The organism is Candidatus Nitrososphaera gargensis Ga9.2 (assembly GCF_000303155.1).
Lineage (GTDB): Archaea > Thermoproteota > Nitrososphaeria > Nitrososphaerales > Nitrososphaeraceae > Nitrososphaera > Nitrososphaera gargensis.
Map to the genome: position 1 here is coordinate 797,383 of NC_018719.1, position 23,311 is coordinate 820,693.

Annotated in this window: 25 protein-coding genes and 1 pseudogene; 15 read left to right on the forward strand and 11 right to left on the reverse strand. The window is 46.7% G+C overall.

Annotated features, from left to right (window positions below):
- The first annotated feature begins 198 nt into the window (after positions 1 to 198).
- From NGAR_RS04655 to NGAR_RS04675, 5 genes are all read left to right on the forward strand, one after another.
- On the forward strand, positions 199 to 609 hold the full coding sequence (locus NGAR_RS04655) for a hypothetical protein (RefSeq protein ID WP_015018507.1): 411 nt from the start codon (positions 199 to 201) through the stop codon (positions 607 to 609).
- A 102-nt stretch (positions 610 to 711) separates the two neighbouring features.
- The gene (locus NGAR_RS04660; protein WP_015018508.1) at positions 712 to 963 is read left to right on the forward strand and encodes a hypothetical protein; all 252 of its coding nucleotides are present in this window, start codon (positions 712 to 714) and stop codon (positions 961 to 963) included.
- 643 nt (positions 964 to 1,606) lie between these two features.
- Positions 1,607 to 1,840: a hypothetical protein gene (locus NGAR_RS04665; RefSeq protein WP_148680995.1), complete on the forward strand. Its 234-nt coding sequence runs from the start codon at positions 1,607 to 1,609 to the stop codon at positions 1,838 to 1,840.
- On the forward strand, positions 1,800 to 2,864 hold the full coding sequence (locus NGAR_RS04670; protein ID WP_228369343.1) for an RNA-guided endonuclease InsQ/TnpB family protein: 1,065 nt from the start codon (positions 1,800 to 1,802) through the stop codon (positions 2,862 to 2,864). The genes NGAR_RS04665 and NGAR_RS04670 overlap by 41 nt, the downstream gene beginning before the upstream one ends.
- A 210-nt stretch (positions 2,865 to 3,074) precedes the next feature.
- Positions 3,075 to 3,608: a hypothetical protein gene (locus NGAR_RS04675; protein ID WP_015018511.1), complete on the forward strand. Its 534-nt coding sequence runs from the start codon at positions 3,075 to 3,077 to the stop codon at positions 3,606 to 3,608.
- A gap of 226 nt (positions 3,609 to 3,834) precedes the next feature.
- Here NGAR_RS04675 and sat read toward each other — a convergent pair whose 3' ends face one another.
- Complete coding sequence (gene sat, locus NGAR_RS04680) at positions 3,835 to 4,980, reverse strand: sulfate adenylyltransferase (protein WP_015018512.1); 1,146 nt, start codon at positions 4,978 to 4,980, stop codon at positions 3,835 to 3,837.
- Positions 4,981 to 4,983: 3 nt separating this feature from the next.
- Entirely contained in the window at positions 4,984 to 5,733 is a 750-nt protein-coding gene (locus NGAR_RS04685; RefSeq protein WP_015018513.1) for a phosphoadenylyl-sulfate reductase, read from the reverse strand.
- Positions 5,734 to 5,954: 221 nt separating this feature from the next.
- Here NGAR_RS04685 and NGAR_RS04690 point away from each other — a divergent pair, with 221 nt between their 5' ends.
- From NGAR_RS04690 to NGAR_RS04705, 4 genes are all read left to right on the forward strand, one after another.
- Positions 5,955 to 7,085, forward strand: coding sequence for an RNA-guided endonuclease InsQ/TnpB family protein (locus NGAR_RS04690; RefSeq protein WP_015018514.1), 1,131 nt, complete (start codon positions 5,955 to 5,957; stop codon positions 7,083 to 7,085).
- 74 nt (positions 7,086 to 7,159) lie between these two features.
- A complete protein-coding gene (locus NGAR_RS04695; protein ID WP_148680996.1) occupies positions 7,160 to 8,563 on the forward strand; it encodes a SelD-related putative sulfur metabolism protein in 1,404 nt (467 codons plus the stop codon).
- A gap of 28 nt (positions 8,564 to 8,591) precedes the next feature.
- Positions 8,592 to 9,020: an HIT family protein gene (locus NGAR_RS04700; RefSeq protein ID WP_015018516.1), complete on the forward strand. Its 429-nt coding sequence runs from the start codon at positions 8,592 to 8,594 to the stop codon at positions 9,018 to 9,020.
- A complete protein-coding gene (locus NGAR_RS04705; RefSeq protein WP_148680997.1) occupies positions 9,004 to 9,186 on the forward strand; it encodes a hypothetical protein in 183 nt (60 codons plus the stop codon). Before NGAR_RS04700 ends, NGAR_RS04705 begins: the two co-directional genes overlap by 17 nt.
- A 98-nt stretch (positions 9,187 to 9,284) precedes the next feature.
- Here the strand turns inward: NGAR_RS04705 and NGAR_RS04710 are convergent, their stop codons facing one another.
- The 3 genes and pseudogenes from NGAR_RS04710 to NGAR_RS04720 form a co-directional block, all read right to left on the reverse strand.
- A complete protein-coding gene (locus tag NGAR_RS04710; RefSeq protein ID WP_015018517.1) occupies positions 9,285 to 9,989 on the reverse strand; it encodes an HAD family hydrolase in 705 nt (234 codons plus the stop codon).
- A gap of 44 nt (positions 9,990 to 10,033) precedes the next feature.
- Positions 10,034 to 10,306, reverse strand: a pseudogene (locus NGAR_RS04715) (zinc ribbon domain-containing protein); the annotation flags it as partial.
- Positions 10,307 to 10,533: 227 nt separating this feature from the next.
- The gene (locus tag NGAR_RS04720) at positions 10,534 to 11,751 is read right to left on the reverse strand and encodes a hypothetical protein (RefSeq protein ID WP_015017779.1); all 1,218 of its coding nucleotides are present in this window, start codon (positions 11,749 to 11,751) and stop codon (positions 10,534 to 10,536) included.
- Between the two features lie 503 nt (positions 11,752 to 12,254).
- Here NGAR_RS04720 and NGAR_RS18340 point away from each other — a divergent pair.
- Positions 12,255 to 12,773, forward strand: a complete 519-nt coding sequence (locus tag NGAR_RS18340) for a hypothetical protein (RefSeq protein WP_228369295.1) — start codon at positions 12,255 to 12,257, stop codon at positions 12,771 to 12,773.
- 591 nt (positions 12,774 to 13,364) lie between these two features.
- On the opposite strand, the gene NGAR_RS04735 is transcribed toward NGAR_RS18340, so the two are convergent.
- A complete protein-coding gene (locus tag NGAR_RS04735) occupies positions 13,365 to 14,237 on the reverse strand; it encodes a sulfurtransferase (protein ID WP_148680999.1) in 873 nt (290 codons plus the stop codon).
- 981 nt (positions 14,238 to 15,218) lie between these two features.
- Positions 15,219 to 16,205, reverse strand: a complete 987-nt coding sequence (locus NGAR_RS04740) for a phosphosulfolactate synthase (RefSeq protein WP_015018522.1) — start codon at positions 16,203 to 16,205, stop codon at positions 15,219 to 15,221.
- A gap of 157 nt (positions 16,206 to 16,362) precedes the next feature.
- On the opposite strand from NGAR_RS04740, the gene NGAR_RS04745 reads away from it, so the two are divergent.
- From NGAR_RS04745 to NGAR_RS04755, 3 genes are all read left to right on the forward strand, one after another.
- A complete protein-coding gene (locus NGAR_RS04745) occupies positions 16,363 to 17,451 on the forward strand; it encodes an ABC transporter substrate-binding protein (RefSeq protein WP_015018523.1) in 1,089 nt (362 codons plus the stop codon).
- A 290-nt stretch (positions 17,452 to 17,741) separates the two neighbouring features.
- The gene (locus NGAR_RS04750; protein WP_015018524.1) at positions 17,742 to 18,566 is read left to right on the forward strand and encodes an ABC transporter ATP-binding protein; all 825 of its coding nucleotides are present in this window, start codon (positions 17,742 to 17,744) and stop codon (positions 18,564 to 18,566) included.
- 121 nt (positions 18,567 to 18,687) lie between these two features.
- Positions 18,688 to 19,362: an ABC transporter permease gene (locus NGAR_RS04755; RefSeq protein WP_228369296.1), complete on the forward strand. Its 675-nt coding sequence runs from the start codon at positions 18,688 to 18,690 to the stop codon at positions 19,360 to 19,362.
- Positions 19,363 to 19,442: 80 nt separating this feature from the next.
- Here NGAR_RS04755 and NGAR_RS19280 read toward each other — a convergent pair whose 3' ends face one another.
- Positions 19,443 to 19,832 carry a transposase gene (locus NGAR_RS19280; RefSeq protein ID WP_148681000.1) on the reverse strand — a complete coding sequence of 130 codons (390 nt, stop codon included), beginning with the start codon at positions 19,830 to 19,832 and terminating at the stop codon, positions 19,443 to 19,445.
- A gap of 113 nt (positions 19,833 to 19,945) precedes the next feature.
- On the reverse strand, positions 19,946 to 20,275 hold the full coding sequence (locus NGAR_RS19285; protein ID WP_015018527.1) for a helix-turn-helix domain-containing protein: 330 nt from the start codon (positions 20,273 to 20,275) through the stop codon (positions 19,946 to 19,948).
- 117 nt (positions 20,276 to 20,392) lie between these two features.
- On the opposite strand from NGAR_RS19285, the gene NGAR_RS04770 reads away from it, so the two are divergent.
- Both NGAR_RS04770 and NGAR_RS04775 read left to right on the forward strand, forming a co-directional pair.
- A complete protein-coding gene (locus NGAR_RS04770; RefSeq protein WP_015018528.1) occupies positions 20,393 to 21,841 on the forward strand; it encodes an NAD(P)/FAD-dependent oxidoreductase in 1,449 nt (482 codons plus the stop codon).
- Positions 21,842 to 21,921: 80 nt separating this feature from the next.
- The gene (locus NGAR_RS04775) at positions 21,922 to 22,275 is read left to right on the forward strand and encodes a hypothetical protein (RefSeq protein ID WP_015018529.1); all 354 of its coding nucleotides are present in this window, start codon (positions 21,922 to 21,924) and stop codon (positions 22,273 to 22,275) included.
- Here the strand turns inward: NGAR_RS04775 and NGAR_RS04780 are convergent.
- The gene (locus tag NGAR_RS04780) at positions 22,272 to 22,634 is read right to left on the reverse strand and encodes a hypothetical protein (protein ID WP_015018530.1); all 363 of its coding nucleotides are present in this window, start codon (positions 22,632 to 22,634) and stop codon (positions 22,272 to 22,274) included. The two genes, NGAR_RS04775 and NGAR_RS04780, sit on opposite strands and share 4 nt — an antisense overlap.
- Before the next feature lie 37 nt (positions 22,635 to 22,671).
- Positions 22,672 to 23,286: an RNA-binding protein gene (locus NGAR_RS04785; RefSeq protein WP_148681001.1), complete on the reverse strand. Its 615-nt coding sequence runs from the start codon at positions 23,284 to 23,286 to the stop codon at positions 22,672 to 22,674.
- Positions 23,287 to 23,311: the final 25 nt, after the last annotated feature.

The following is a 23,311-nucleotide window of genomic DNA, read 5'->3' on the forward strand; positions in this document are numbered from 1 at the left end:
GCCATACAGGTTGTATAATATCGCAAAATAGAGAAAGAATAGTACAGTTCCCAAAAGAAGGGTATCCATTTTGGTGAGAGGTTGCCCCAAGCCTAAAAAGTCTCCCTCAATATATAAAAGCGTACTATTGAGACGAACGTTTAGGACAATTCATGTTTAAAAGTATATGTATGTATGCTGTTACTACACTCAACTAAGATGGTTGATGAGTTCAATGCCGGAATAGCTCTAGCCATCGCGACAATGGCTTCGCCTGTGCTGGTTTACTTTGTATTGGCAGGTTTGCCCTCTACTGCAACTGCGAGCCAAATTTCTGGTAGACTCGAATCGCAGATAGAGGGGTTAGGTGTGCAAATCCAAGATGGCGATCTAGACTATCTGAATGACATCAACTTTAAGAACAGCAACCCCGAGGAAAGGCTCCGCATTGCCTATGAACGCTCTGCCCAGGTGGAAGTTAATCGCTGCCTTGGCGATAGTCAGAACAAAGAGATGTGCAAAGACACCATGGCGTTGCTAGTTGACAGCTGTACCGATAGCTCTATGTACGTAGCAGCTTGTGATGATCCAAGACTTGCAAACTATAGAACGACCAATCTGAAGAATTAGTACATACACTTGATAGAACCGGTGTGAACATCTACATACAATAGCTTATTAGAATTTGAATATGTTAATCGTATTGCATATGCATTGGAGAGAGATTGCAATTTGATCGCAAACAAAGTTCTCGCATCAGATCTAAGAGAAGCAATTCGTGGTATGGATAACCTGTTTGGAAATTCCTTCATAAAATTGCTCTTGGAGCATCTTCAAGCACATAGAATTCTGTTTGATGATGATAATAATTCTTGTATGTACACCTTTGATGAAATAAATAGTGTACTTACGCCTGTTTTTGGAGAGGCAACACCCCTTTTAATGTCCCAGCTTGAAAAGTATCTCCATGTTGAGAAAAATTGAATGAGTAGCGAGAGCCGGAAGCTGCGGTCTTTACTTCTGAAAATGCTTTAGAAAGCTATTATTATCTTGCTCCTCAAAGAGGATCATAGAAATGCTAGCGAGAAGACCACTGGACTTGTCCAGTGGAGGAATCGCCCTACCATAGGCTTTGTGTAAAAAGTAATAACTCATAAAAACAAAGTCATGCAATCAAACAACAGCTATCCAAGCATGGATTGTTGACTTTTTAAACAAAGCCCATACCATAATAAACCTTAAGTAATTGTTGTACAATTTGCCAGCTTGATGAGGACGGCAGAGCCGTCTGATATGGGAGTATGGGGTTGCCTGATCAGAGCGTAAAACTCCAAGGCAATTGTGATGAAGCTGCTGAATTGACAGCAAAATACGCTGACAGAGCGATGATAGTATATATATCAGATTTCTGTCAGGGATGCCGCATCATCAGTCAACCGGCATGACTTGAAAGATGATTGCAGTGCATGACAAACGAGCAGAGCTCTATATTGGCCGCATGAGTTTCAGGCTATCGGACAAGTTCGATAGTAGTTGACAGACATTGCCGAGCGCAAGCCCCCATCCTTCAGGAGGGGGTTAGCGAGGCCGTTAAGCCTTAAGTACTTCCAGCGGTCATACAGACTCGTTGAGGGCAGACACCGTTCTACTCAAGCCTACGAAAGAGCAGGAGCAAGAGCTAGAGCGCATTGCCCTCCACACTTCTCTACTCTGGAACGAAGCCAACTACCAGCGCAGGCAGGCTTTTCTGAACAAGAAAAAGATCCCCCAACTATTCACGCCAGTGCAGCCACCTCAAACACTCGGAAAACTTCAAGGCGATAGGCACAGGCAAAGGTCAAGCTGTACTGAAAAAGCTTGATGAAGCGTGGAGCTCTTTCTGGGCGCTCAAGCGACTGCAATCGCAGGGCAGGCTGCCTTCTAACATCAAGAAGGTTAGGATGCCGGGCTACTTGAAAGACAGAGATACAAAACAAACCGTTGTCAGAGGGTTTTATGTCCGAAACGACTGCTACAGGCTCGACAGGAAACACTCGACGATAACAATAATAGGCAAGAACATGAAACTGAGATACGCCACAGACAGGGTGAGAGAAGGCAAGACTGGACGGCTGGACGTTATCTACGACAGGCTGAAGGACGCTTGGTACGCATTCATACCAGTCGATGTTGTTGTTGCGCCTGCAAAACAGGCTGTTGTATCTGGCAAACCCGAAAAGGTGGGTTCTGTCGACCTAAGGATATGCAACCTAGTGGCCTTCTATGCAGAAGGAGAACGGCCAGTGGTGTACTCTGGGCGAGCGGTCCTGAGCGACTATGTGTACAGGACGAAAAAGATAGCAGAGATGCAGTCAAGGCTATCAGAAAAACAGCATACATCGAGGAAGATGGGTCTGTTCTACCGAACAAGAACTCGACGCTTCAAACATGCTACAAGAGCGATGCTCAAAGACCTGTTTGAAAGGATGAAGCAAATAGGAATCACAAAGGTGGCGGTAGGAGACCTTAGCGGAATAAGGGATGGCAACAACCTTGGAGCACACACCAACCAAAAACTGCACAACTTCTGGTCTCATGCACAGACAATACAATGGATACAACATCTCTGCGAGGACTATGGAATGGACTTCGCTCAGGTGTCAGAGAGAGGAACTTCCAAGACCTGTTGTGTGTGCGGTCAAGGACATAATGGCAGGGTACATAGAGGCTTGCACGTCTGCGAGGAAAACAGGGTGATGATGAATGCAGACGTATGCGGCGCTGCAAACATCTGGAACGTAGCTGTAAAGGGAGAATTGCTGCCCTCAACAACAAGACTCCCTAGCAGTAGCAGGGTTATGGCAAACCCTCTTGTACTGAGGTGGGATTATGCCCACTGGAAGTAACAAGGAACCTCCAGTCTTTCAGGGCGGAGAGGATGTCAGCACTAGCTATACATCTTAGCTTGTTGTCATTTTTCATACGGACAGCCCGTCTATATACCAGAGCACCTAAGGCACTTGATATTATTATCTTGCATGTAATTGATACCTTCGTTCAGTGGACTTCACCTACATCCATCTCCTTAACGACTGGTCATGCAATCTCATTAATGCATGAGATATTATCACAGTGTTGCCATAGCCGCCCTAGTAATCGCAATCGTTTTCATCCAGCCGGCCTATTCAGACGATGAACCAGGAGTGGTGATTCTTCTCTATCCTCCAACTGATTGCAAGACTGATTTTGATCAGGATTTCTGGGCAAAGTACGATTCTGCGATGGCCCAAGAGTGGGGCATCTCCTCCCAGACGATCTGCCTTGATCAGTTGAACGAGCAAGAAAAAGCTGATTTGCAGACAGCCCTCCATCGTGTTGGCCTCAACGTAATTGTTATGCAGGATAATAACCAGATTATACATGGTATCAACGACAGGGCACAGGGAGTGGCGCAACCTACCGTTAATTTTGGTGCAGTCGAATTCAATTATGAATACTCCGCCAAAGTCGTGTCACATGAAACGCTGCACCTTATGTTGGAAGAAAGAGGGTATCCAAAGAGCTGTTATGTGGATGCAGTCCATGAGCATGCATACACCCTCGCTAGGTATTATGACAACATCATGATAATACAACACTTTGAATGCTAGTTCTTTTTATCCAACTGGATAAAGTTAAAGAAGAGCCAGACCATTTACAAAGATCATATAAAATGAAAAGGCGACACTCTGGCCGACAGACAAAGGTAGTATTGGTTTGTCCAAGATGTGGACACAAGAGATCTGTAGCAGCCATTCAAACTGAACATATGATTGTCTGTCCCAGATGCGGAGCTGCGATGAGAGAAAAAGTATAGACAGAGAGAACTCTTTCGCCTTACTGTACAAATGGCTCGTTGAACGAGATGATTGTTTTCGCTACTTCTGGCCTCATCAGATGTTCTGCCGGGATCTCGCCCGAGCTTACCATGTTCCTCATCTTTGTGCCGCTCAGCTCTTCCCTGAACTCTTGGCCGTGGGGGCAGTTCCTTTCGTTAGCATAGCTCAGACATTTCTTGCAGTAATAGAACGCTGGAAAGAACACCGGCTCTATCCCAAGATCCATGTAATTCTTGAATATCTCATGTGCGGCAAATGGGTGGTAATAGTTGCTCACTCCAGCATGATCGCGTCCGACTATAAAGTTCGAGCAACCAAAGTTCTTTCTCATTATGGCATGGTGGATGGCCTCCTTGGGGCCGGCATAGCGCATCTCTGTGTGCAGTGTCACAAACATCGTCCTGTCTTTTGGATAGTACTCATCGATCAGGGCCACATAGGCAGCAAGGATCACTTCGTCCTTAAAGTCTCCCTGCTTCTTCTTGCCTATCAAAGGGTTGACAAACAACCCATCGTAGAGGTTGAGCGCGGCCTTTTGCAGCATCTCATGAGCGACATGGGGGACGTTCCTTGTCTGGAACCCTACTACTGATTTCCACCCTTTTCGCGAGATTTCCGCACGGGTTTCAGCTGGCGTCATCCTGTACTTGCGCAGCGGAGACTGTTCTATCCTTTTGACAACGTCAATCTTGCCTCCGACAAGCCTGTCTTTCATCCTGATCATCTTGTCCACGCCGGGATGCTTGGTATCGTCAGTCTGGTAGATCGCCTTTGCGCATGCCAGCTTGTCAAATGCGTATGTCTCTTCAACATGTAAAATAGCGAACCTGTCGCTGCCAGTTGCCAGCGCGACCTGTCCCGCATCCTTCATCTTCACAGCCGTCTGCTCGTCAACATCAAGGACAATTGGCACCGTCCATGCGAGGCCATTTTTCAGCCTGCCGGCCTTTACAATGCTCTGAAAGTCCTGTTCGCCAACGAACCCTTCAAGTGGGCTAAAGATGCCGTCTGCAATATTTTCAATGTCGTTCCGCAAGTCGTCGCTCACGGAAACGGTGAACATGCCGTCAGTCTTTTTGTCAGAAGCGACAAATCTGTTTACAAGCCTGCCTCCATGAGGCAGCGGGATTGATCCAGCCAACATACATCACTGGTGTTGTTGTTTCTTTTTCGTCGGGTCAAAGTGGAGGCCGCACTCTTTGGCAGCTGCGTTCTCCCACCACCATCTTCCAGCTCTCGGGTCCTCGCCTGGCTGCACTGCACGTGTGCATGGCTCGCAACCGATGCTTGGAAAACCCTTGTCGTGCAGCGCGTTATATGGAATGTTGTTCTTGCGGATATAATCCCAGACCCTGTCTGAACTCCAGTCAGCTATCGGGTTTAACTTTATGATGCCGCCATGCACTGCATCAAGCTCGATCTTTTTTGTAGTAGCTCTTGTGGCAACTTGGTCCCTGCGCAGGCCGGTTATCCAACCATCAAGGGTGGCAAGTGCGCGGTTGAGCGGATGCACCTTTCTTATTTCGCAGCACAGCTTGCGGTTTTCCACACTTTCGTACATCAGGTTCATGCCCTTTGATCTGATCATTTCCTCTACTTCTTTCTGGTCGGGAAAGTATGCTTCGATCTGGATGCCATACCTTGCACGGATAGCATCCATTACATCATAAGTTTCTTGGTTGAGCCGCCCTGTTTCAAGTGTAAAGACCTTTGTCTTTTCTTTGTTGATCTTGGTCATCATGTCAATGATAGCAACATCCTCTGCACCAAAGCTAGACGCAAGGCCGATCTTGGTGCCAAAATTATCAAGAGCCCATTTCAATACCTCTTCGGCGGATTTTGCTTCAAATTCATCAGCAAGTTTTTCGATTTGGGTTGGAGTGAATTTCGGCCCCATATATGGAAAATTGAGAGCTAGACTCCTTATAATACTTGTTCTCTCGATCTGCTAGGACTTGAGTTAGACATGAGGCAGATAAAAGAAGTTGTTTATCATAATGGAGGGTATGGGAACCAAAGAAAACCCACACCTTTTCAAGGGTGGTGGGATGAATTTGGTTCCCGTTGATTTGATGAATCGCCATCATATTTTTTAAGTAGTACTATACTATCATCACCATGACGCTCAACTACAAGTTCCGCCTCTACCCAACGAAAGAACAGGAGCTTGTGTTAGAGCAGACGCTGGATGGTTGCAGGTGGGTGTACAACTACTTCCTTGACAAAAACATGTCATCAGAGTACGACATGAACTACGCATTAACAGAATTAAAGGAGCAGCACCCGTGGCTACGGAACTACCATTCCAAGATGCTTCAGATGATAGCAAAGCAGGTTGCAGCTGCAAGAAAGACCGCTGCCAAAGGCATATTGTCGTACAGGAAACATAATGATTTCAACGCATTTACATACAACCAGTCTGGCTTTCGGCTCGAGAATAACAAGCTATCACTTTCCAAGATAGGCAGCATAAGGATTGTACTGCATAGAAAGCTGCCAGTCAACGTCAAGCAGGTGACTGTATGCCGCAGCAAGACGGGAAAGTGGTATGCTGTTGTAGCCTGTGATGTACTGCGCAGGCTGTATTCAACGATAATTTACAGAAAGCCGGTAGGGATAGACGTTGGCATTGCCAAGTTCTGCCACGACTCTGACGACCACACTGAAGACAACCCACAGTTTCTGACCAAGATGCTCAGGCCACTAAGGAGGGCTCACAGGAGGGTATCTAGAAGGCAGACAGGCAGCAGCAACTACAAAAAGGCAAAGCACATGCTTGCCAGATTGTACGAACGCATAAACAACAAGAGAAGGGACTTTTTACACAAGACATCAACGTACTACAGCAACCGGTACGACCTGATATTTCTTGAGAGGTTGCGTGTGATGAACATGGCAAAGAACCACAGGCTTGCACGCAAAATCCTAGATGCAAGCTGGTCTACTTTTAAAAATATGCTGCAGTACAAGGCCAACCGTGTTGTTGAAGTAGAGCCAGCATACACATCGATTGACTGCTCAAGATGTGGACACCCTGTTCCAAAGTCACTTGCAGTACGTACCCATGCATGTCAAAAATGTGGAGCAGTACTTGACAGGGACTACAACGCTTCTATTAACATCCTCCAGCGAGGGTTGGAATCGCTGATGTTGCTGCTGCTACCGGTGGAACGCCGGGAAGTCACGCCTGTAGAGATTGCAATGCAGTCGAGGAAGCAGGAAGAAGCCTACGAATTTATTCGTAGGTAGTTCACTAAGCAGTATTTTCTATATATTGTATAAATTCATCTATTAACTATAGTGATTGCTAGGAGAGATTGTGGTTGTCTGATAATTTTTGGGAACATGTTAATCAATACAGGAAACTCGGATTTGACCCGCTCCGGTGGATCCCGACCTGCTCGAACGAAGTCGACAACCATATCATGAAAAGTGCGCTTGCAGACACCAAGCGGAGCAGCATAAAGATCTCCCCTTCATGGTTTGATTCGTTCTACCATATAGACGGCAAGATGCCAGAGCTGACAAGGCGCGTCTACAGCTTGACAAATCCTGTCGTTGACAAGGAAGTCGAAGTCAAGCGTGCGTTGGCGATCTTTCGCGTGCATACTGGTGCCGGCGAATATGCGCCGCTGCTGTCAGAATCGCTACAGAATTTCCTCAAAGTATTCAGCACCAAAGTGTCGGTGTCCTGCGTATCTGCAGTGCTGACAGAGCACCCTGAGGCGCAGTTTGGGATGCTTGACTATATAGAACTCCATAGGGGAGACAAAGTGGGGTATATGCCCTGTGTCACTTCAGCTACACAGGTTACAGACGTGACAAGGGCACCAGACGCAGACGTGCACAGCAACATCGCAATGACGTCTGCAATTGAACTGCTTAACCTCCTTGGGTGCGGTATGCCGTCATCGTTCAGACTGTTCCCTGTCTATGATGCGCCGTCAGAGGAGATCCTCGACAGGATAAGGTCAAATCTTGACGTGTTCACTTCACGCTACAACCTTGCGATGGAGGATTACAGCTCGCTCAAGATAGGCAAGCTGTTCTATGGAACGACTGCAATGGCAAGCACCACAAAGGAGATGCCTACGCGATACGACCAGATCGAGCAGGGAATGGAGATAATAGTAACAAACAAGTTCGGCGGCCTGCTGGCCTTGAACCTCTATACGCTCGGTCGCATGGACTCGGAAAACATCATCAAGTACGAGCAGAACGAGGTATCATTTGCCAGCATCAGCGAGGCAAGAGACGAGGCAATAAAGAATCTAAGCGAGCCCCACTTCGCATTGGGCAAGATAATAACAAAATACTGCCCGGACTTTGGCGCTCCATTTGACAAGAACGCCCATATCATGGCTGTACATCCGGTCGGGTCGCAAGGCGTGTTTGCTCTAGGGTCGCTTGCAGAACTTGCAAATTCGCACCTGCTGGTAAACGAGCTTCCTGTTAGAAATGAAGAGATCGCGAGATTCGCCACCAAGGAATTTCTGGTTGAAAATGCGACGGCATCAGTGAATGGGTGCCACCTGATAGTCGCCGCGAGAGATGTCGCCAGCTTAGTAATCGAAGACTTGAAAAAGCATAACTTTGCACCCGAGAGAATAGGTGTTGTCGCGAAAAAAGGTGCAGCCTCGGTAGCATTTGCCAAAGATATCAGCCAGTTTGTTGCTTCAAAGGCAAAGCTTGCGCGCCTCACAACAAGTCCTGCTACACTGCAATGATAATATATCAAAATAAAGCAGGGCACCTATGCAAGACGAAAATTGCGTATTTTGCAAGATTGCCGGCGACAAGATACCTGCACGGGTAGTGATGCAAAATGACAAGGCAATTGCGCTGCTCGATGCCTTCCCACTTGCCGCAGGCCACACGCTTGTAATCCCAAAATCGCACTACGCCAAAGTTCAGGACATGAGCAAGGAGGATGCGCTGGCGGTGTTTGAAATCACTTGGAAGGTTGCCGGCGCGGTAGAGGCAGGATCACAGGTGACCGCTTCTATAATCGCGATTCATAATGGAAGTGAAGCAGGGCAAGAGATACCCCATATGCATGTTCACATTGTCCCGAGGAAAAAAGGCGACGGCGCAGGTGCCATCCACTCAATGTTCAAGAACCGGCCCAAGCCAAGCCCGCAGGAGATGGACGCGCTGCGCGACAAGATTGCAAACAACCTTTGACAGCAGCCTGAAGAGAAGAACAGGGGTAGTTGATCCAAGATTGCTCTCTATCTTGTGGCCGGCCACAAACATGGCAATAGCTGAGAGCCACATTGCAGCTCCCATAACAGGGTTAGTTTGCATCCCTGCAAAATGCCCAAATATCATTGCAAGGCCGATAATATAGAAAGGCGCGCCTATACAATGGAGCGCCTGATTGGCAGGGTGCCTGTGGGTGTTTTTTACCATTTTAACAACCGAATACATGGAATGCATTTTGCAGCATCAACTGATAATAATGCTTTCCACTATCTTGGGGATCTCTGACAAATGCGCCACAGTGTATGTGGCATACTCGCACTTTTGCGCAGGCATCTGCAGTGCAAAAAGTGAGTTGGTGACCCTTATCGTAGTCATGCCTAGTGTATTGGCCGGGCAGATGTCTGTATCGAGCCTGTCGCCCACCATTATGCATTCATGTGCAGGACGCCCCGCCTGCTTTAGTGCAAGCTCGAAAATTCGAGGATCAGGTTTTTTCAATTTCACAATAGAGGATATCGTCTGCACTTTGAAGAACCGGCCAAGCCCAGATTTCTCTAGCAATTCTTGAATGTCTTCTGACTGGTTGGCTATTAATCCCATTTCGCAGTGTTTTGAGAGCGCCTGCAGAGTGGGCTCGGCATCATCGAAAAGGCGAAACAGGTCGCGCCTGCCCTGCTTTATCTGGGACTCAAGCCTGGATGCGATAACCTTATCATAGCCCTGAGGCGACAGCATTCTGCAGACCTCTATTACCAACTCTCTGACGCTGCCATGGCCTATCTTGCGATCGCGGATAATGCTGTCACGAACGGCACGGTAATTGCGCTGGTCTATCCGTGCTCCAAAGCCGTTCAGCAGTTCAAGAAACTTTTGGTCAAAGTGGGCGATAAAGTCCCACTCGTCAACTAAGGTCTGGCCCAGATCAAAGAACACAAACGGCCTATGCATCCCCACAGATCAGAGCATATGCCGCCGTTATTCTGCCTTTCTGCCTAGACAGGAACACTGCGAACTACCTCCGAATAAGTTTGGGAGTCTAATTCCTGCTTCTGCGATTCACCTAGAATCTCTGCAGACGTAACTTCCCGGCATCCCACTGGTAGCAACAATTGCAAGCCTTTCTGTTTGATATTTTGACTTGCATTGTAATCCCTATCGATTAGCCGCCCACATTTGGCACATCTATGGGTACGCATTGCCAGCATCTTTGGCACTTTATTTTTAGATTTGCTGCAATTAACAGAGGTACTATATGATGGCACTTCAACTACGAGCTTAGCCTTGTATTATAACATCTGTTTGAATAATTATTTGGGAAAATCACTTTCTACGAGCGTCTAATGCACCAAAACCGTTGCGTAACTTGTTGCATAGTCGCCCATCTTCAGATTAGCTCTAAAATTACACAAACACTAAACTTTTTCTTCAGGTTTCATGGAGTATTACTAATAATTTTTCCGACTTTATTATTTGTAATATCAGTACCTGGCAATTAGCCACCATCAATTATAACTGACCTGCTGTTTTTGATCTGTACCGAGTACACCGCGCCGTATTTCTGCTCCAGTCCCAGCCGCAGAAAAAGCAGCATATGAAAGTACGTAAATTCTGCATCGTATCTTCTCCCGTACCTTCCGCGCGTCGCCTTGCTGAGGTACTGCCACTTGATGTACACCCACTCATTCTGTATAACAAGCGATGCCAGAACATAGAGGAAGCGCAGTGCTGGACTCCTGGATGACGTCCTGGCCCTGCTCTTTCCCATCGCCCTGTATGACGATTCTATGCCAAATCTCCTCCGGTACTCGTCAAACATCCGCCCTACCGGGATATTGACAAGGCCTGCGGCATAGTACATGTACTGGACGCCGCGTTTCTTCCTGTACCTTTTCTTCCGGTATTTGGCAACGGCATACAGCCTGAATGTGCATTTCTCGCCGGTGGCAGAATCTGTCATTTCGCAGTCCGGTACGACGAAACTATCCCTTCTTTTCCGGGTCAGTCTGGATAACGTGCCGCCTTTCCTGCCTCTTGGAAAAGCGGCTATGATGTACGGGATACGCATGGAATTGAGGTAGCTCATTACAGCTGCTGTAAAGAACCCCTTGTCAAGGAACAGGCATTTTATCACGATGCTCGCCTTCTGTACCTCTGCAAGCAGGTACCTGACTACTCCAACCAGTGCTTCCCCCTCCCGGATGTACCTGGTGGCCAAGGTGAACCTCCTTCCATGGAGCATCACGTAGGCGCTGGCGTACGTGAAAAAGTGGGTCGTGCCGCTCCTGGCCCTGCCGCGTCTGACATCCCCCTCATTCTCAGGCTCGCCGTGGTAGGGAACGTCTGTCATGTCGATGGCTATGTCGACAGCTCGATTGTGCAGGGTCTCCGCCACCCTTTTCTGCAGCAGCCTGTTGGCGGCCGACTGAATCCACGAAATGTCAATCTTGGACACGTGGTACTGGACATCCCTCCTGGACGGGGTGCTGGCCAGAGTACAGCAGGCTTGTGTTATGGATGTCCCACCGGTACAGGCATAGACCACAGAATTTGCTATATCGACTACTGAATACCGCCTTTTTCTGAAATCGGCTGGCCTGAAGACTGGCAGCAGTACGTTTACTGCATTACCAAGTACTCTCTCATGTGTCAAAAAATGTTTGTCGGTAGGTTCTTGGGTAAATGTACCGCACTGGATTGGCAGGGTTCTCACAAACCATGCGTCTCTGGTGGCAGCTTTAGCTGTTGCCAGGGACGCCCTTCAACAATCGACTAAAAAGCTGCTCACAAACTCGTTATTGCCAAGTACTGAATATGATATATCTATCCCCATACTAGGCCAGTGCTTCTGTCAGTTCTAGGCGCTGTTGCAACCAAGAAGAGGAATACCTAATTGGCTCAGACAATTATCAACAAAATACAGACAAGAAAGAGCCGCTTACGCGTTAAAGGTAACAGTACCAGAGATTAGACAAGGAACATTTCAACCAGCTGCCGTCGATACAAAAGTGGATAATATTCCTCAAATCAGGCCGGGTTCCGGCAAGCAGGATTCGCTATCTCTTAAGTGTCATACACGGAATGTCTAGCCAGCTGAAAGTGATGCCTGAAACTATTGTAAGCTATGGCGTTCCGATAGAAATGAGCAAGAGAAAGGAGATAGCCGTAGAATATTGGCAGAACTTTCTGGCATGGTTTAACACAGCATACCCGCAGATGCAAAGGACAAACACCATTAACGCATACCGAAGCTTTTTGGCAGCTCACAATATCAATTTCGCTCATGGTGAAGGTAAACGCTATGGTTTATCAACTACACTGGAAAGATTGGGCGAATACAAGGACATTATGCTGACGCCTGATCAGATAGACAAGATAAACAAACGGCTTGAGAATGGAAATGATTGGGAGTCATGGTCTTTTATGAACATCGATTTGCACACTGGAGCCAGGGCTTTTGCAATGGCATCCATGAGCCGGGACAGAATAGCTTTTTCTCCATTGTTTAGAGTAGAACAGTTTGAATCGAAGATAAAGCGCGGTGAATGGTACCTGACAAGAGAAGGCAAGTGGTGGGTGAAATACCCAACAGAAGAATGCAAGGCTGTCGTTGAAACTGCTTATGATAGGTTGCCAAAAGACAGAAAATTCTTGTTCTTTAAAGATGCTAAAAGTGATAAGGCGAATTGTTTGCAAGCTGGCTATAAAGTTCAAAAGGATATTTTCAGCGCTTGACAGAAGCAGCTGGCTAAACGAGAAGACAAGAATATACGCACTGGGAGATGGATTATACTTTACAGAACATCCACTACACTTGTTCAGGCATACTATGGCCTATATTATTTGGCAGCTACGAATTGGTCGCTTGCTTATGTAGCAAGCTTGGGTGGATGGGAGAACACAGAGGTATTGAACAAATGTTATGGTGGAATTCCAGAGCACATCAAGGCGCAGATAGCAAAATCTGTACACGTGAAATTTGATACACTAGATCTTAGAGTAGCCAGTACCACAAACTATTCAGCGATAATTTCTTTTAAGTAGGAGAATCCGAAAAGTCTCGGTTCTGCACAGGGTGCGAGTCTGTTGGGCCCATTACATTTTTCTAGAACATATGCACAAACTCTGTTTGACCCACTCAGTCATTACATGCCAAGTCAAATTTTACTTGCTACTTTGGGAAGAGGAGGAATCGCTGTTAATAGGAGAGGACGTCCCGCCTTACAGCAATCCTGATTTAACAGCACTTACAATGCCTCTGGATTGATTTTAGTAGTTGGAGATTCTGAAAGAAAAAGAAGTGGATCATACCTATAAGGTGACCTGCTAGTTTGTGCCCTTCTCTATAGGATTGCCTATCATGTTGCCCCATTCGGTCCAGGAACCATCGTAGTTGCTGACAGACGGGTAGCCGAGCAAGTATTTGAGAACGAACCAGGTATGCGAAGAGCGCTCTCCAATTCTGCAGTACGATATGACGTGTTTGTCCGGTGTGACGCCCTTGGCCTCGTAAAGTGCCCTAAGGTCATTTGGATCCTTAAACGTTCCGTCTTCCTTGATCGCCTGAGCCCAAGGAATGTTTACAGCAGTCGGAATGTGACCTCCTCTTTGGGCATGCTCCGTAGGATACTCTGGCGGCGCGGTAATCTCACCACTGAACTCTTTTGGAGAGCGCACATCGACCAGGACGGTCTCTCCATCCCTTTCAATCGCGCGCCGTACATCTGGGACGTATGCCCGTATTCCTTCGTCTGCCGGCGCTGCTATGTACCTTGAGTTTTGTATCGGAGGCACGTCCTTTGTATAACGCTTCTTCTCTTTTTCCCATTTGATCCTGCCTCCATCAAGTATCCTCACTTTCTTGTGACCATAGTACTGGAACACCCAAAATGCGAATGCCGCAAACCAGCCATTAAAGTCGCCGTACAAGATCAGCTCTGTATCGCGGGTTGCGCCTATCCTTGACATGAGGCTTTCGAACTGCTGCTTGCTGATTATGTCACGGCGTACCGCGTCATTGATGTCTCTTTTCCACCAGACCAGATAGGCGCCCGGAATATGCCCCTGTCGATAGGCATTCTCAGGGTCATAATCCACTTCAAGGATCCTGATGTTAGGATTATTGAGGTTATCAGCAAGCCAGCCGGTATCCGCCAAGACTTCTGGATGAGCATACCCGTTGCCGTTATTACTGGACATGCGGATACTCCTCCAGGAATCTCTGGCGCAGCTCTCTATCCTTGACAGTGAGTTGACGCAAGCGAACGTATCCTTCTGATGGCCTTGTACCGTACCTTCTGTAAATGCCTCGTGCGTCTACTTGCGATACTTGATCTTCTTGTGACCTAAAGTCCATATCGAAGATAATAGACGATATCTGATTTAGACGATTCCAAAGATGCAACTCTGGAAAGAAAAATGCAAGATTGGCATGCAAATGCGCCTGTAAAAGCACATCGTTTGGCATTGGTGATTGTCTGATAGGTATAGTGACTTACCCTACAGAGGCGCCCACGAATTAAAAAATTGGTGGGGGCAATCTGATCTAAACCTATGCCATCAAAACGTGGGAGAATGGAATTGCTCGCATGACTACACCTTATCTGTCTAGCATAACATGATGCAGCTTCCTCCCTCTTTAGGTTGTACTTGGATTGCTATTCTTCCACCGTGGCTGTGAACGGAATCGTCGACATATGGGCAGTTATCGCATTCCCAATTAACTGGCTCGTAGCAATAGCTACAGATTTTCGTCACAGAGAGCTTCTGGCCACACTCTCTGCAGCTTGTTTTGTTATAGCATGTTGTTGGATTACTCATCTCGCTGCCCATTTCCTATGCTGGCGGGGGAGCTACGAGTCTTTCCCTTGCTTTCCAGTGAGAAGTCTAGTATTATTCCGGTACTGGTGTTGTAATCGAATGCGTATCTCTCATTATGAAAGACGGGCATCACTTCTATTGCATTTTTGTAGCAAGACGGGCATCTTTCGATCGTCGATTCAGCACCAAGAGATGAAGCGCACCAAAAGCATTCATTGCAGATGACAAAATTCGCACGTTCGACCGTTATCCTTGATGCTATTGTAGGCGCGTTAAGCATAGCATATTTTGAATTGCACAGGATTTATTCATCGTCAAATGCGCCTGTAAAGCGCGAAATGTGCAGTTCCTGCACAGAGCCTACAGCCATATCGATTGCACAGGACTGTAAACCTTCTTTCTGGCATCGTCAAGGCTGCTTCTTTCTATTATCAGCCCTTGATTCTTGAGCTCATCTATCGCGCTTTGTACAGTCCTTCGGGGAAGCCTCGACATCTCCATGATCTGAACCTGGTCTATAGGATGTCTTGTCTTTATAATGAAATAGACGAATTTTGCCCCTGGTCCTCCTTCGGGCTCTTTGCGCAGGTAAGACACACTGAAGGATGCCTTCGTAGGGAATCCCCTCCTCTGTGATTCTATTGACGATACAGCGTCGACATGGATCTCTGCAAGGTTCACCCTCTGGCCAAACTCTGCAATCAGGGCGGACTGTTGATGCTCAAGCGGCGCTTCAAAGATGAAAGTGTTTGGAGGGAATTTTGCAGTAAGCGCCCCCACAAAGTTCCACTTGATTGCTCCCTTTTCATCATATATGCCAACGTTGACACCCTCGTTGGCTTCAAGCACAACCTTGTCTGAACCTAGCTTGACTGCCTCCTCCACCTTGGCAGTCACGGTATCGATGGATAACTGGTGGCGCGGGTCTTTCTTGCCCACCTTCCATTGAAATTCAAGGTTCTTGGCTAGAATAGCATCAGTGATCTTTTTCTTTTGCTCAAAAGTCAGGTCAAGACTGTTCTCTCCAATTTCTATTATATCAAACCCGATGGTGGCTGCGGCAGCTACAAACTTGTCAAACGCGTTTTCTGCTACCATGTATTCAGAAATGGTACTGCCTGTAGAGACTTTGACGCCAAGGTCTTGGTAAAATTTTATCTTTCTCTGCAATACCGGTTCCGGCAGTATAAGAGGGAGAACACCGTAGATCTTGACCGCATCGACAAAAGGGGCTAAAGCTTCAAAGTTCTCCTTGTCAAGGCCCTGTAATTTGTCAATGACATAGGTCCTCCCTTCCTTTCTCGGCTTTTTGCCATCTACCCGGTTCTTGGCGTAATCTTCAAGCAATTCCGTACATGCATACGCAGTTTATGCGCCTATTTTGGACTTGCTAACTATGCGGATTCTGCACTTTGGCGTCGATTTCTACTAGAAATTTGCATGTATCTTGCATTTCTTGCATCTTCAGGAGCAGTATTAGCCCTAACAGCCGGCGAAATAACGCATGAACAACAAGCTAAAGTTGAGCATCGCTGCAGCTATAATAGTAGCGGTCATTGCTACATCGGTGCCGCTACTTGCGATATCTGGCGGTAGTAAGAATATTGCAAGCAATAACAACCCAGGAACTACTCTTGAATCTACACAGCAAAAGACGATAAGGATAGGATATTTTCCAAATATCAATCACGCGCAGGCAGTTATTGGCCTTGGCAACGGCGACTTTCAGAAGGCTCTTGGAAGTAACATTAAGATAAAAACACAAATCTTTAACGCTGGCCCTTCTGCCATCGAAGCGCTGTTTGCAAACCAGATAGACGTGAGCTACATCGGTCCCAACCCAGCAATCAATGGTTACGTCCAGTCTGAGGGAAAAGCATTAAGAATCATTTCAGGTGCAGCCAGTGGTGGCGCCGTATTTGTTGTCAGAAACGATGCTGGGATTAATTCGGTGAAAGATTTTGCCAACAAGAAATTTGCATCTCCGCAGCTTGGCAACACGCAAGATGTTGCTTTGCGCAAGTACTTGCTCGACAATGGCTACAATACAAAAGACAAAGGGGGCAACGTGGAAGTGCTGCCTGCCAAGAACGCCGATATTGTTACATTGATGATAAAGAAAGAAATTGATGGTGCGTGGGTTCCTGAGCCTTGGGGAGCTAAACTGGTCAAAGAGGCGAATGGAAGAATATTCTTGGATGAACGAACCCTGTGGCCTAATGGAGAATTTGTGACAGCACATATTATAGCCAGAACAGACTATCTGGAAAAGAACCCTGATGTCATAGAAAAGCTGATCAAGGCGCACATTGACGAAACAAACTGGATAAACTCCCACCCTGATGAGGCACGTAAAATCTTTAATGAGCAGCTTCAGATTTTAACAGGTAAGACGATCCCAGATGACGAATTCATGGATGCCATGTCTCGATTAAAACTCATTTATGACCCTGTAAAGACTTCACTATTTGAATCTGCCAATGCCGCTTACGAAATAGGCTTCTTCGAAGAAAAACCGGACCTCTCAGGAATCTACGATCTGAACATTCTCAACAAGATCCTGCGAGAAAGAGGGCTACCTCAGATTACGTAGCTTCCGTTCATCTTTTTATTTAGTTTCTAACTTTCCAACCCGGCTTCGTGCAAAAAGCGGCTTATTTACATTCAATTAGGATCGCAAGTTCGAGGTTTTGTATTCAATTTCTGACTCCTTACAAAACCCTAAAGTCCGTAAATCTTATTTTGCGCTGATGATGACAACACCAATCAGTTTTGACAGATAATTTTGGGTTCTTTCGTTAACTATGCCAGATCGGCATCGAACGCGCAAGTATTGCGTCTTTGAACTCAATTATATTCACTGCATGTGCATGACACTGTGCGATGGCTCAAATCGAACAGATGTATGGCAAAAACGTAATTCTGGAACTGAAAGAGGTCTCCAAGACCTTTCTGCAGTCAGAGAAAAATGATAGCGGCCCTACACGACGCCATGTCGTGCTGGATAGGCTAAATTTGCGCATAAGAGAAGGCGAATTTGTCACAATAGTGGGCACTTCTGGATGCGGCAAGAGCACCCTTTTGAACATAATAGCAGGCCTGGACGCGCCTGATTCTGGCCTAATTTCCGTCAAAAGCAATAATAACAAAAACATAGGAAAAGCAGAGAGGGTTGTCATATTTCAGGAAGGCGCCCTTTTTCCCTGGCTGACGGTCACGGACAACGTCGAGTTTGGACTAAAGATCGCCAGAATCCCAAAAGAGCTCAGAAAAGAGATCGCAAGTAATTTCATAGATATGGTTCATCTGACAAGATTTGCAGATTCATACGTATACCAGCTTTCCGGCGGCATGAAGCAGAGGGTCGCCATTGCACGGGCATTGGCGCTTGACGCACAGATTCTGCTGATGGATGAGCCTTTTGCAGCGCTTGACGTGCAGACGCGGGAGATTTTACACGAGCAGCTGCTTCAGATACACAAATCGACTGGCAAAACGATCCTGTTTGTCACGCACAACATCAACGAAGCCGTCCAACTAGGAGATCGTATCATACTCCTTTCGCCGCATACCAGAAGCATAAAGAGGGAAATTGTGATAGACTATCCAAAACCCCGCGACATTGAAAGTCCAGAGATAAGCGCAATCCGTAGAGAACTTTTGAATGAGCTACAGGAGGATTTCAGATTTGCAAAAACTCATTCTTGAAGCGAGGAAACAGAAACATCGGATAGATACGACTTATATTGCCAACACTTTCCTTTTCCTGGCCGCGTTTGTAGGAATCTGGCAGCTTGTCTCAAACATCGGAATCTTCCCATCTGTACTCATGCCTACCCCTGCAAAGGTAGTAGGGACGATCGCTCGCCTGGTAACCGACTCTTCTCTAGTAGTCGGTATCGGGGTGACTATGTGGAGGCTTATTGCAGGCTTTGCGATGGCTGTTGGAATAGGTGGCATAGTTGGACTAGCAATGGTAAAGTTTCTGGGCTTTGGAAAAACCATGAGCTCCTTTGCAGTTGGACTACTCACATTTCCAAGTATCGCGTGGGTGCCGTTTTCAATACTCCTGATAGGATTCAACGACTTCGGGATACTCTTTGTAGTAATCATGGCGTCAGTTTTCTCTGTAATGACATCAACCTACAGCTCCATTCGCAACGTGCCTCCTATTTACATACGGGCTGCCAAAAACATGGGAGCAAAGGGATTCACGTTGTTCAGGTACGTCATGATTCCTGCCGCAACTCCTTCGCTAATTATGGGCATAAGGCAGGCTTGGTCGTTTGCATGGCATGCTTTGATAGGAGCGGAGATACTGATAACGACCCTTTACGGGCTCGGTCACGTCCTTCACGTAGGCAGGGAATTCAACGATATGAGCCAGATAATCGCGGTTATGATAGCCATCTTTGCCATAGGCTTGCTTGTTGATCGACTAGTGTTCATGAGGCTTGAAGAAAAAGTAAGGGCTAGGTGGGGGCTAAATCAGCACAACGAGTAGAATGTTGTATATAATATTACACCCGGTCTGGCTGCATCTTATTATGCAACAAAACCGAAAGATAATTACTCCAACCACTATCAAGAATATACCTTGCAAGATGGTAGTTTTTCACCATTGTTGAGAGCATGTAATCGTTCCAAGAATATTACGTCATATCGTTTTGAATACTCTGTGGATAGCTTGTACAGAAAGTTATTGTGCTTATTCATAATATGCTCATGTAGTATCTGCAATCTAATCTTCGCCTTCTTCCAGTTGTTAGAGCCTTTCAGTCTTCGAGATAGCACTCGTCCAGCTCGCCTCAATGGCCTTAAGTCATTGTTCAGAAATAATGGATTATCGATTGAGTTATTGTCAGAGTCATGACAGAACTTAGTAATGCCAACATCAATACCGACTGTGATTCTTGAAGGTTTACAAATTGAAATATTGGTTTTGCTGATTGGCAAGTGACAATTGCATACCACTTACTATTATGTCTCTTGACTGTCACCTGTTTGATATTGAATGGTTGCCTATGCAATCTTATTTTGATATGTCCTATCTTTCACAACCACAGTCTGTTATTTTCTATCTTGAATCACGACTGGTTGTATGTAAACGAATTGTATCCTTCATCAGTCAGATAATGCAATCTCCCAACCCTATGCCCATTCTGTTTCAAGGCTTTTAGAACCTTGTTTGCCGAGTATGTCTTGTGTACAACCATTTGTAACATCTTACTATGGTAATTACGTAGAAATCGTTCCTCTCCCTTCAGCTCTGTCAATGCAAACTGCATGTCTTCTAATGAGAGATTCTTGTCAAGAAAGTAATTGTAAACCCACCTGCAACCATCAAGCGCTTCTACAAGCTGTTTCTCCTGAAATACGGTAGGATAAAGGCGAAACTTGTAGTTACGTAACAGCAATCAAACATGCATTAGAAACTAATATATGCGACGACTCCTCGATCGTGCAAAGATAGTAGACTTTTTGCCACCAACACTTTAAATAGTGTTTTTTGCCTTCACGCCTTGTCTAACTGAATGAAAAGAGACTATGACATTATTGTAGCAGGCGGCGGTCTTGCCGGCCTTATTGTGGCAACGTCGGCGGCATACTATTCTCACCAGTCGTTAAAGATTCTGGTCATCGATAGAAACGCGATTCCTCAACAAGGCAAAAAGACGGTTTCTGGCTGGGTATGCGGCGATGCGGTGGGCAAAAACACTGTTGACTATATGACAGAGAGGATCAAGATAAGCTGGGGCTACCCGGAGATCGAGCACCCAGTCAAGGGCGTGATCGCGTATTCGCCTGATCATGAGACAGGCATTTCGTTTGATGGCGAGGGCTATATCCTAAACCGGCGGCTTTTGCCTCAGAGGCAGCTAAAGGATGCCACAAAGGCCGGCGTCGAGATAAAGGAGCGGGTAGCGCTTCGCTCGCTGATAGTAGAAGGCAACACTGTAATTGGAGTGGAGGGCGACGACCTTGATAACAAGACGGTATTCAAAAAGACCGCAAAATTGGTAATTGATTGCACTGGCGTAACCTCTGTATTGCGAACAAACCTCCCGATCAAGTCATTCATCCAGCGCAGGATCAACCGCGACGACCTTGAAGCCACCGGTCGCTACATCTATAACTTCGACCTTGCATATGACGACAAGACCTTTTTCGACCCTGACTATTGCATAATCCATCTGGATCAAAAGCTCGCGCCAGGTGGCTATGGCTGGGTCTTTCCAAAGGGCAAGAGCAAGGTTAACATCGGACTTGGAGTGCAGCAAAAGGCGTTTGATATGCGCAATAAGGCCATGGGAGTCCACCCTGATCTCAAGACGCTCATAGACGAATATGTTGAAGCGAATCCAGTGATCAAAAACCCACGCCTAGCAGACGGCGCTAGCGACGATGGCAACGCTTGGGGAACATGGCAGGTGTCAGTAAGGCGGCAAAATGACTGCCTTGTTGCGAACGGCTATATGCTGGTGGGCGACTCTGCATGGATGCCCAAGCCTCTCGATGCAGGCGGCATTGGGCCGGCGATAATCGCCGCCACAATAGCTGGCAAGGATGCTGTCGAAGCGCTGCAGGCTGGCGACACTTCCGAAAAGGGTCTGTGGAAGTATAACAAGCACTTCATCAATGACTATGGCTACAAGACTGCCGGGCTTGAAGTGTTCCGCAGAATGTTGCAGGGGTTGACAAATGAGCAGATCAACTATGGCATGAAGCACTTTTTGAGCAAGATGGACATTGACAAGATAACAAAGGGCGAGCATCCAGAGTTCAGCACCGTTGACAAGCTCGGCATGATGATAAGAGGCGCAATGAATAAGAAACTTGCAGAGGACCTGAGGTACTGCGCTAACATGAACAAAGTGCTGGTAGATCACTATTACAACTATCCTGAAGCGCCAGAAGGCTTCCCAGAATGGCACAAGACTCTGACAAAACATCTTGAAGAAGCATTTGCAAAATACAAGTAACCCTGCAGTCTGGTTGCCACAGAACAATAGAACAGAATAAATCCTGTCTGATACGTACACACTTTTTAGTAGTAATAATTATGACTGACAGTCCCAGCTCACCTTACGCAAGATTCCCAGTGCTGGAGACGATCGACATAAGGGAGGCGTCAGACATCAGACATGCGGTAGACAGGCTGATCGAATCCTATATCACACAGGTGCCAGAAGGCAAATTCAGCTACCGTATCCTCTTGCCAAGAGATCCGAAATCAACTGCGAAGGCAAAGCGGATAGGGCTTGCTTTTCAGGGCGAGTTCGTGCTTGGATTGCGGAAGCGCAACATCGTGCCAAGGGTGCGTGAGGTGCGCTACGTTCATGACGAAAGCCATTATGGTTGGCTGCTGGCAAACCCTGAAGTATACGAGCGGTTTGAAAGGAGAACAACAAGCTAAAAGTATCTGGCCAGTATCTCATCCAGCTCTTTATGGAACTTGATGTACAACTGCCTATTCTCACCGTCTTCAAGACTGGCCTTGCCCACCTTTTCGATGTCGCTCATCACCTTGTCAAATTCTGCCAACCCCTGACTTGCCTTTGATAGCCGGTTTGCAAGAAAGAATATCGATGAGAGCATGTAATTCACCTTGTCGCTTTCAAGCTCAACTTTCTTCGAATCTGGAAAAGCAGCATCAAGGCATTCCCTCAACTGCCTTGCTGAATGCTCCAAGCACTCTGCGCTGTCGTTGCAGGCCGCCGCTCTTTTGCCCCATTCTGCAATGCAGCCAGCTACCGCTTTTGAAAATTCGGTCACACTATTGCCGGATCAGACATCTAAAGATAAATGAGTTTCAGCTGCGCCTATCCAGACCGTCGATTGCATCAATGAGTGCCTTTCGCCTATTCTCCTCAGTGACGACTGCTCTGATGTCTTCAATGAGGATCCTTGCCACGTCCAGCTTTTTGCGCAAGCCTGACACGATGTTGTCATAGACTGCAAAGGGATAGATCGCGTTATAGATCTCTTCCATTGTTGCAAACAATTTCTCGGCGTCCTTTTCGTTGCCAGATCGCATCCTGTCATACACAAGGCGCTTTATCTCACCGACACAGTCAAGAAGGCCGGTAAGGTAGGATGGCCCTGTGACGTCTAGGTCCTGCATACTAGGGATAGGTGTGTTCTCCATCACTGCCCTGAGCGCGTATGCTTCGACAAGCTCTTGTTCTGCCACCGAAATATAGCGGTAGAGGTCTTCCTTTGCATATTTACGAAACTCTTCAAGCATCGTCTTTGCTTCTTCCATCTTGCTCTTTGCGTCATCTATTTGGCCGTGGTGCAATGCCACTATTGACTTGCTGCATGACATCACCACATCACGTGTACCCTTGATCAGTTTTTCACGCCTCTCCTGCACGTCCTTGAGGCTTTTGTCTATTACTTCAAGCGATCTTTGTATGTCTGACATATGGTTATGGAGTTGGCAGTTTTCA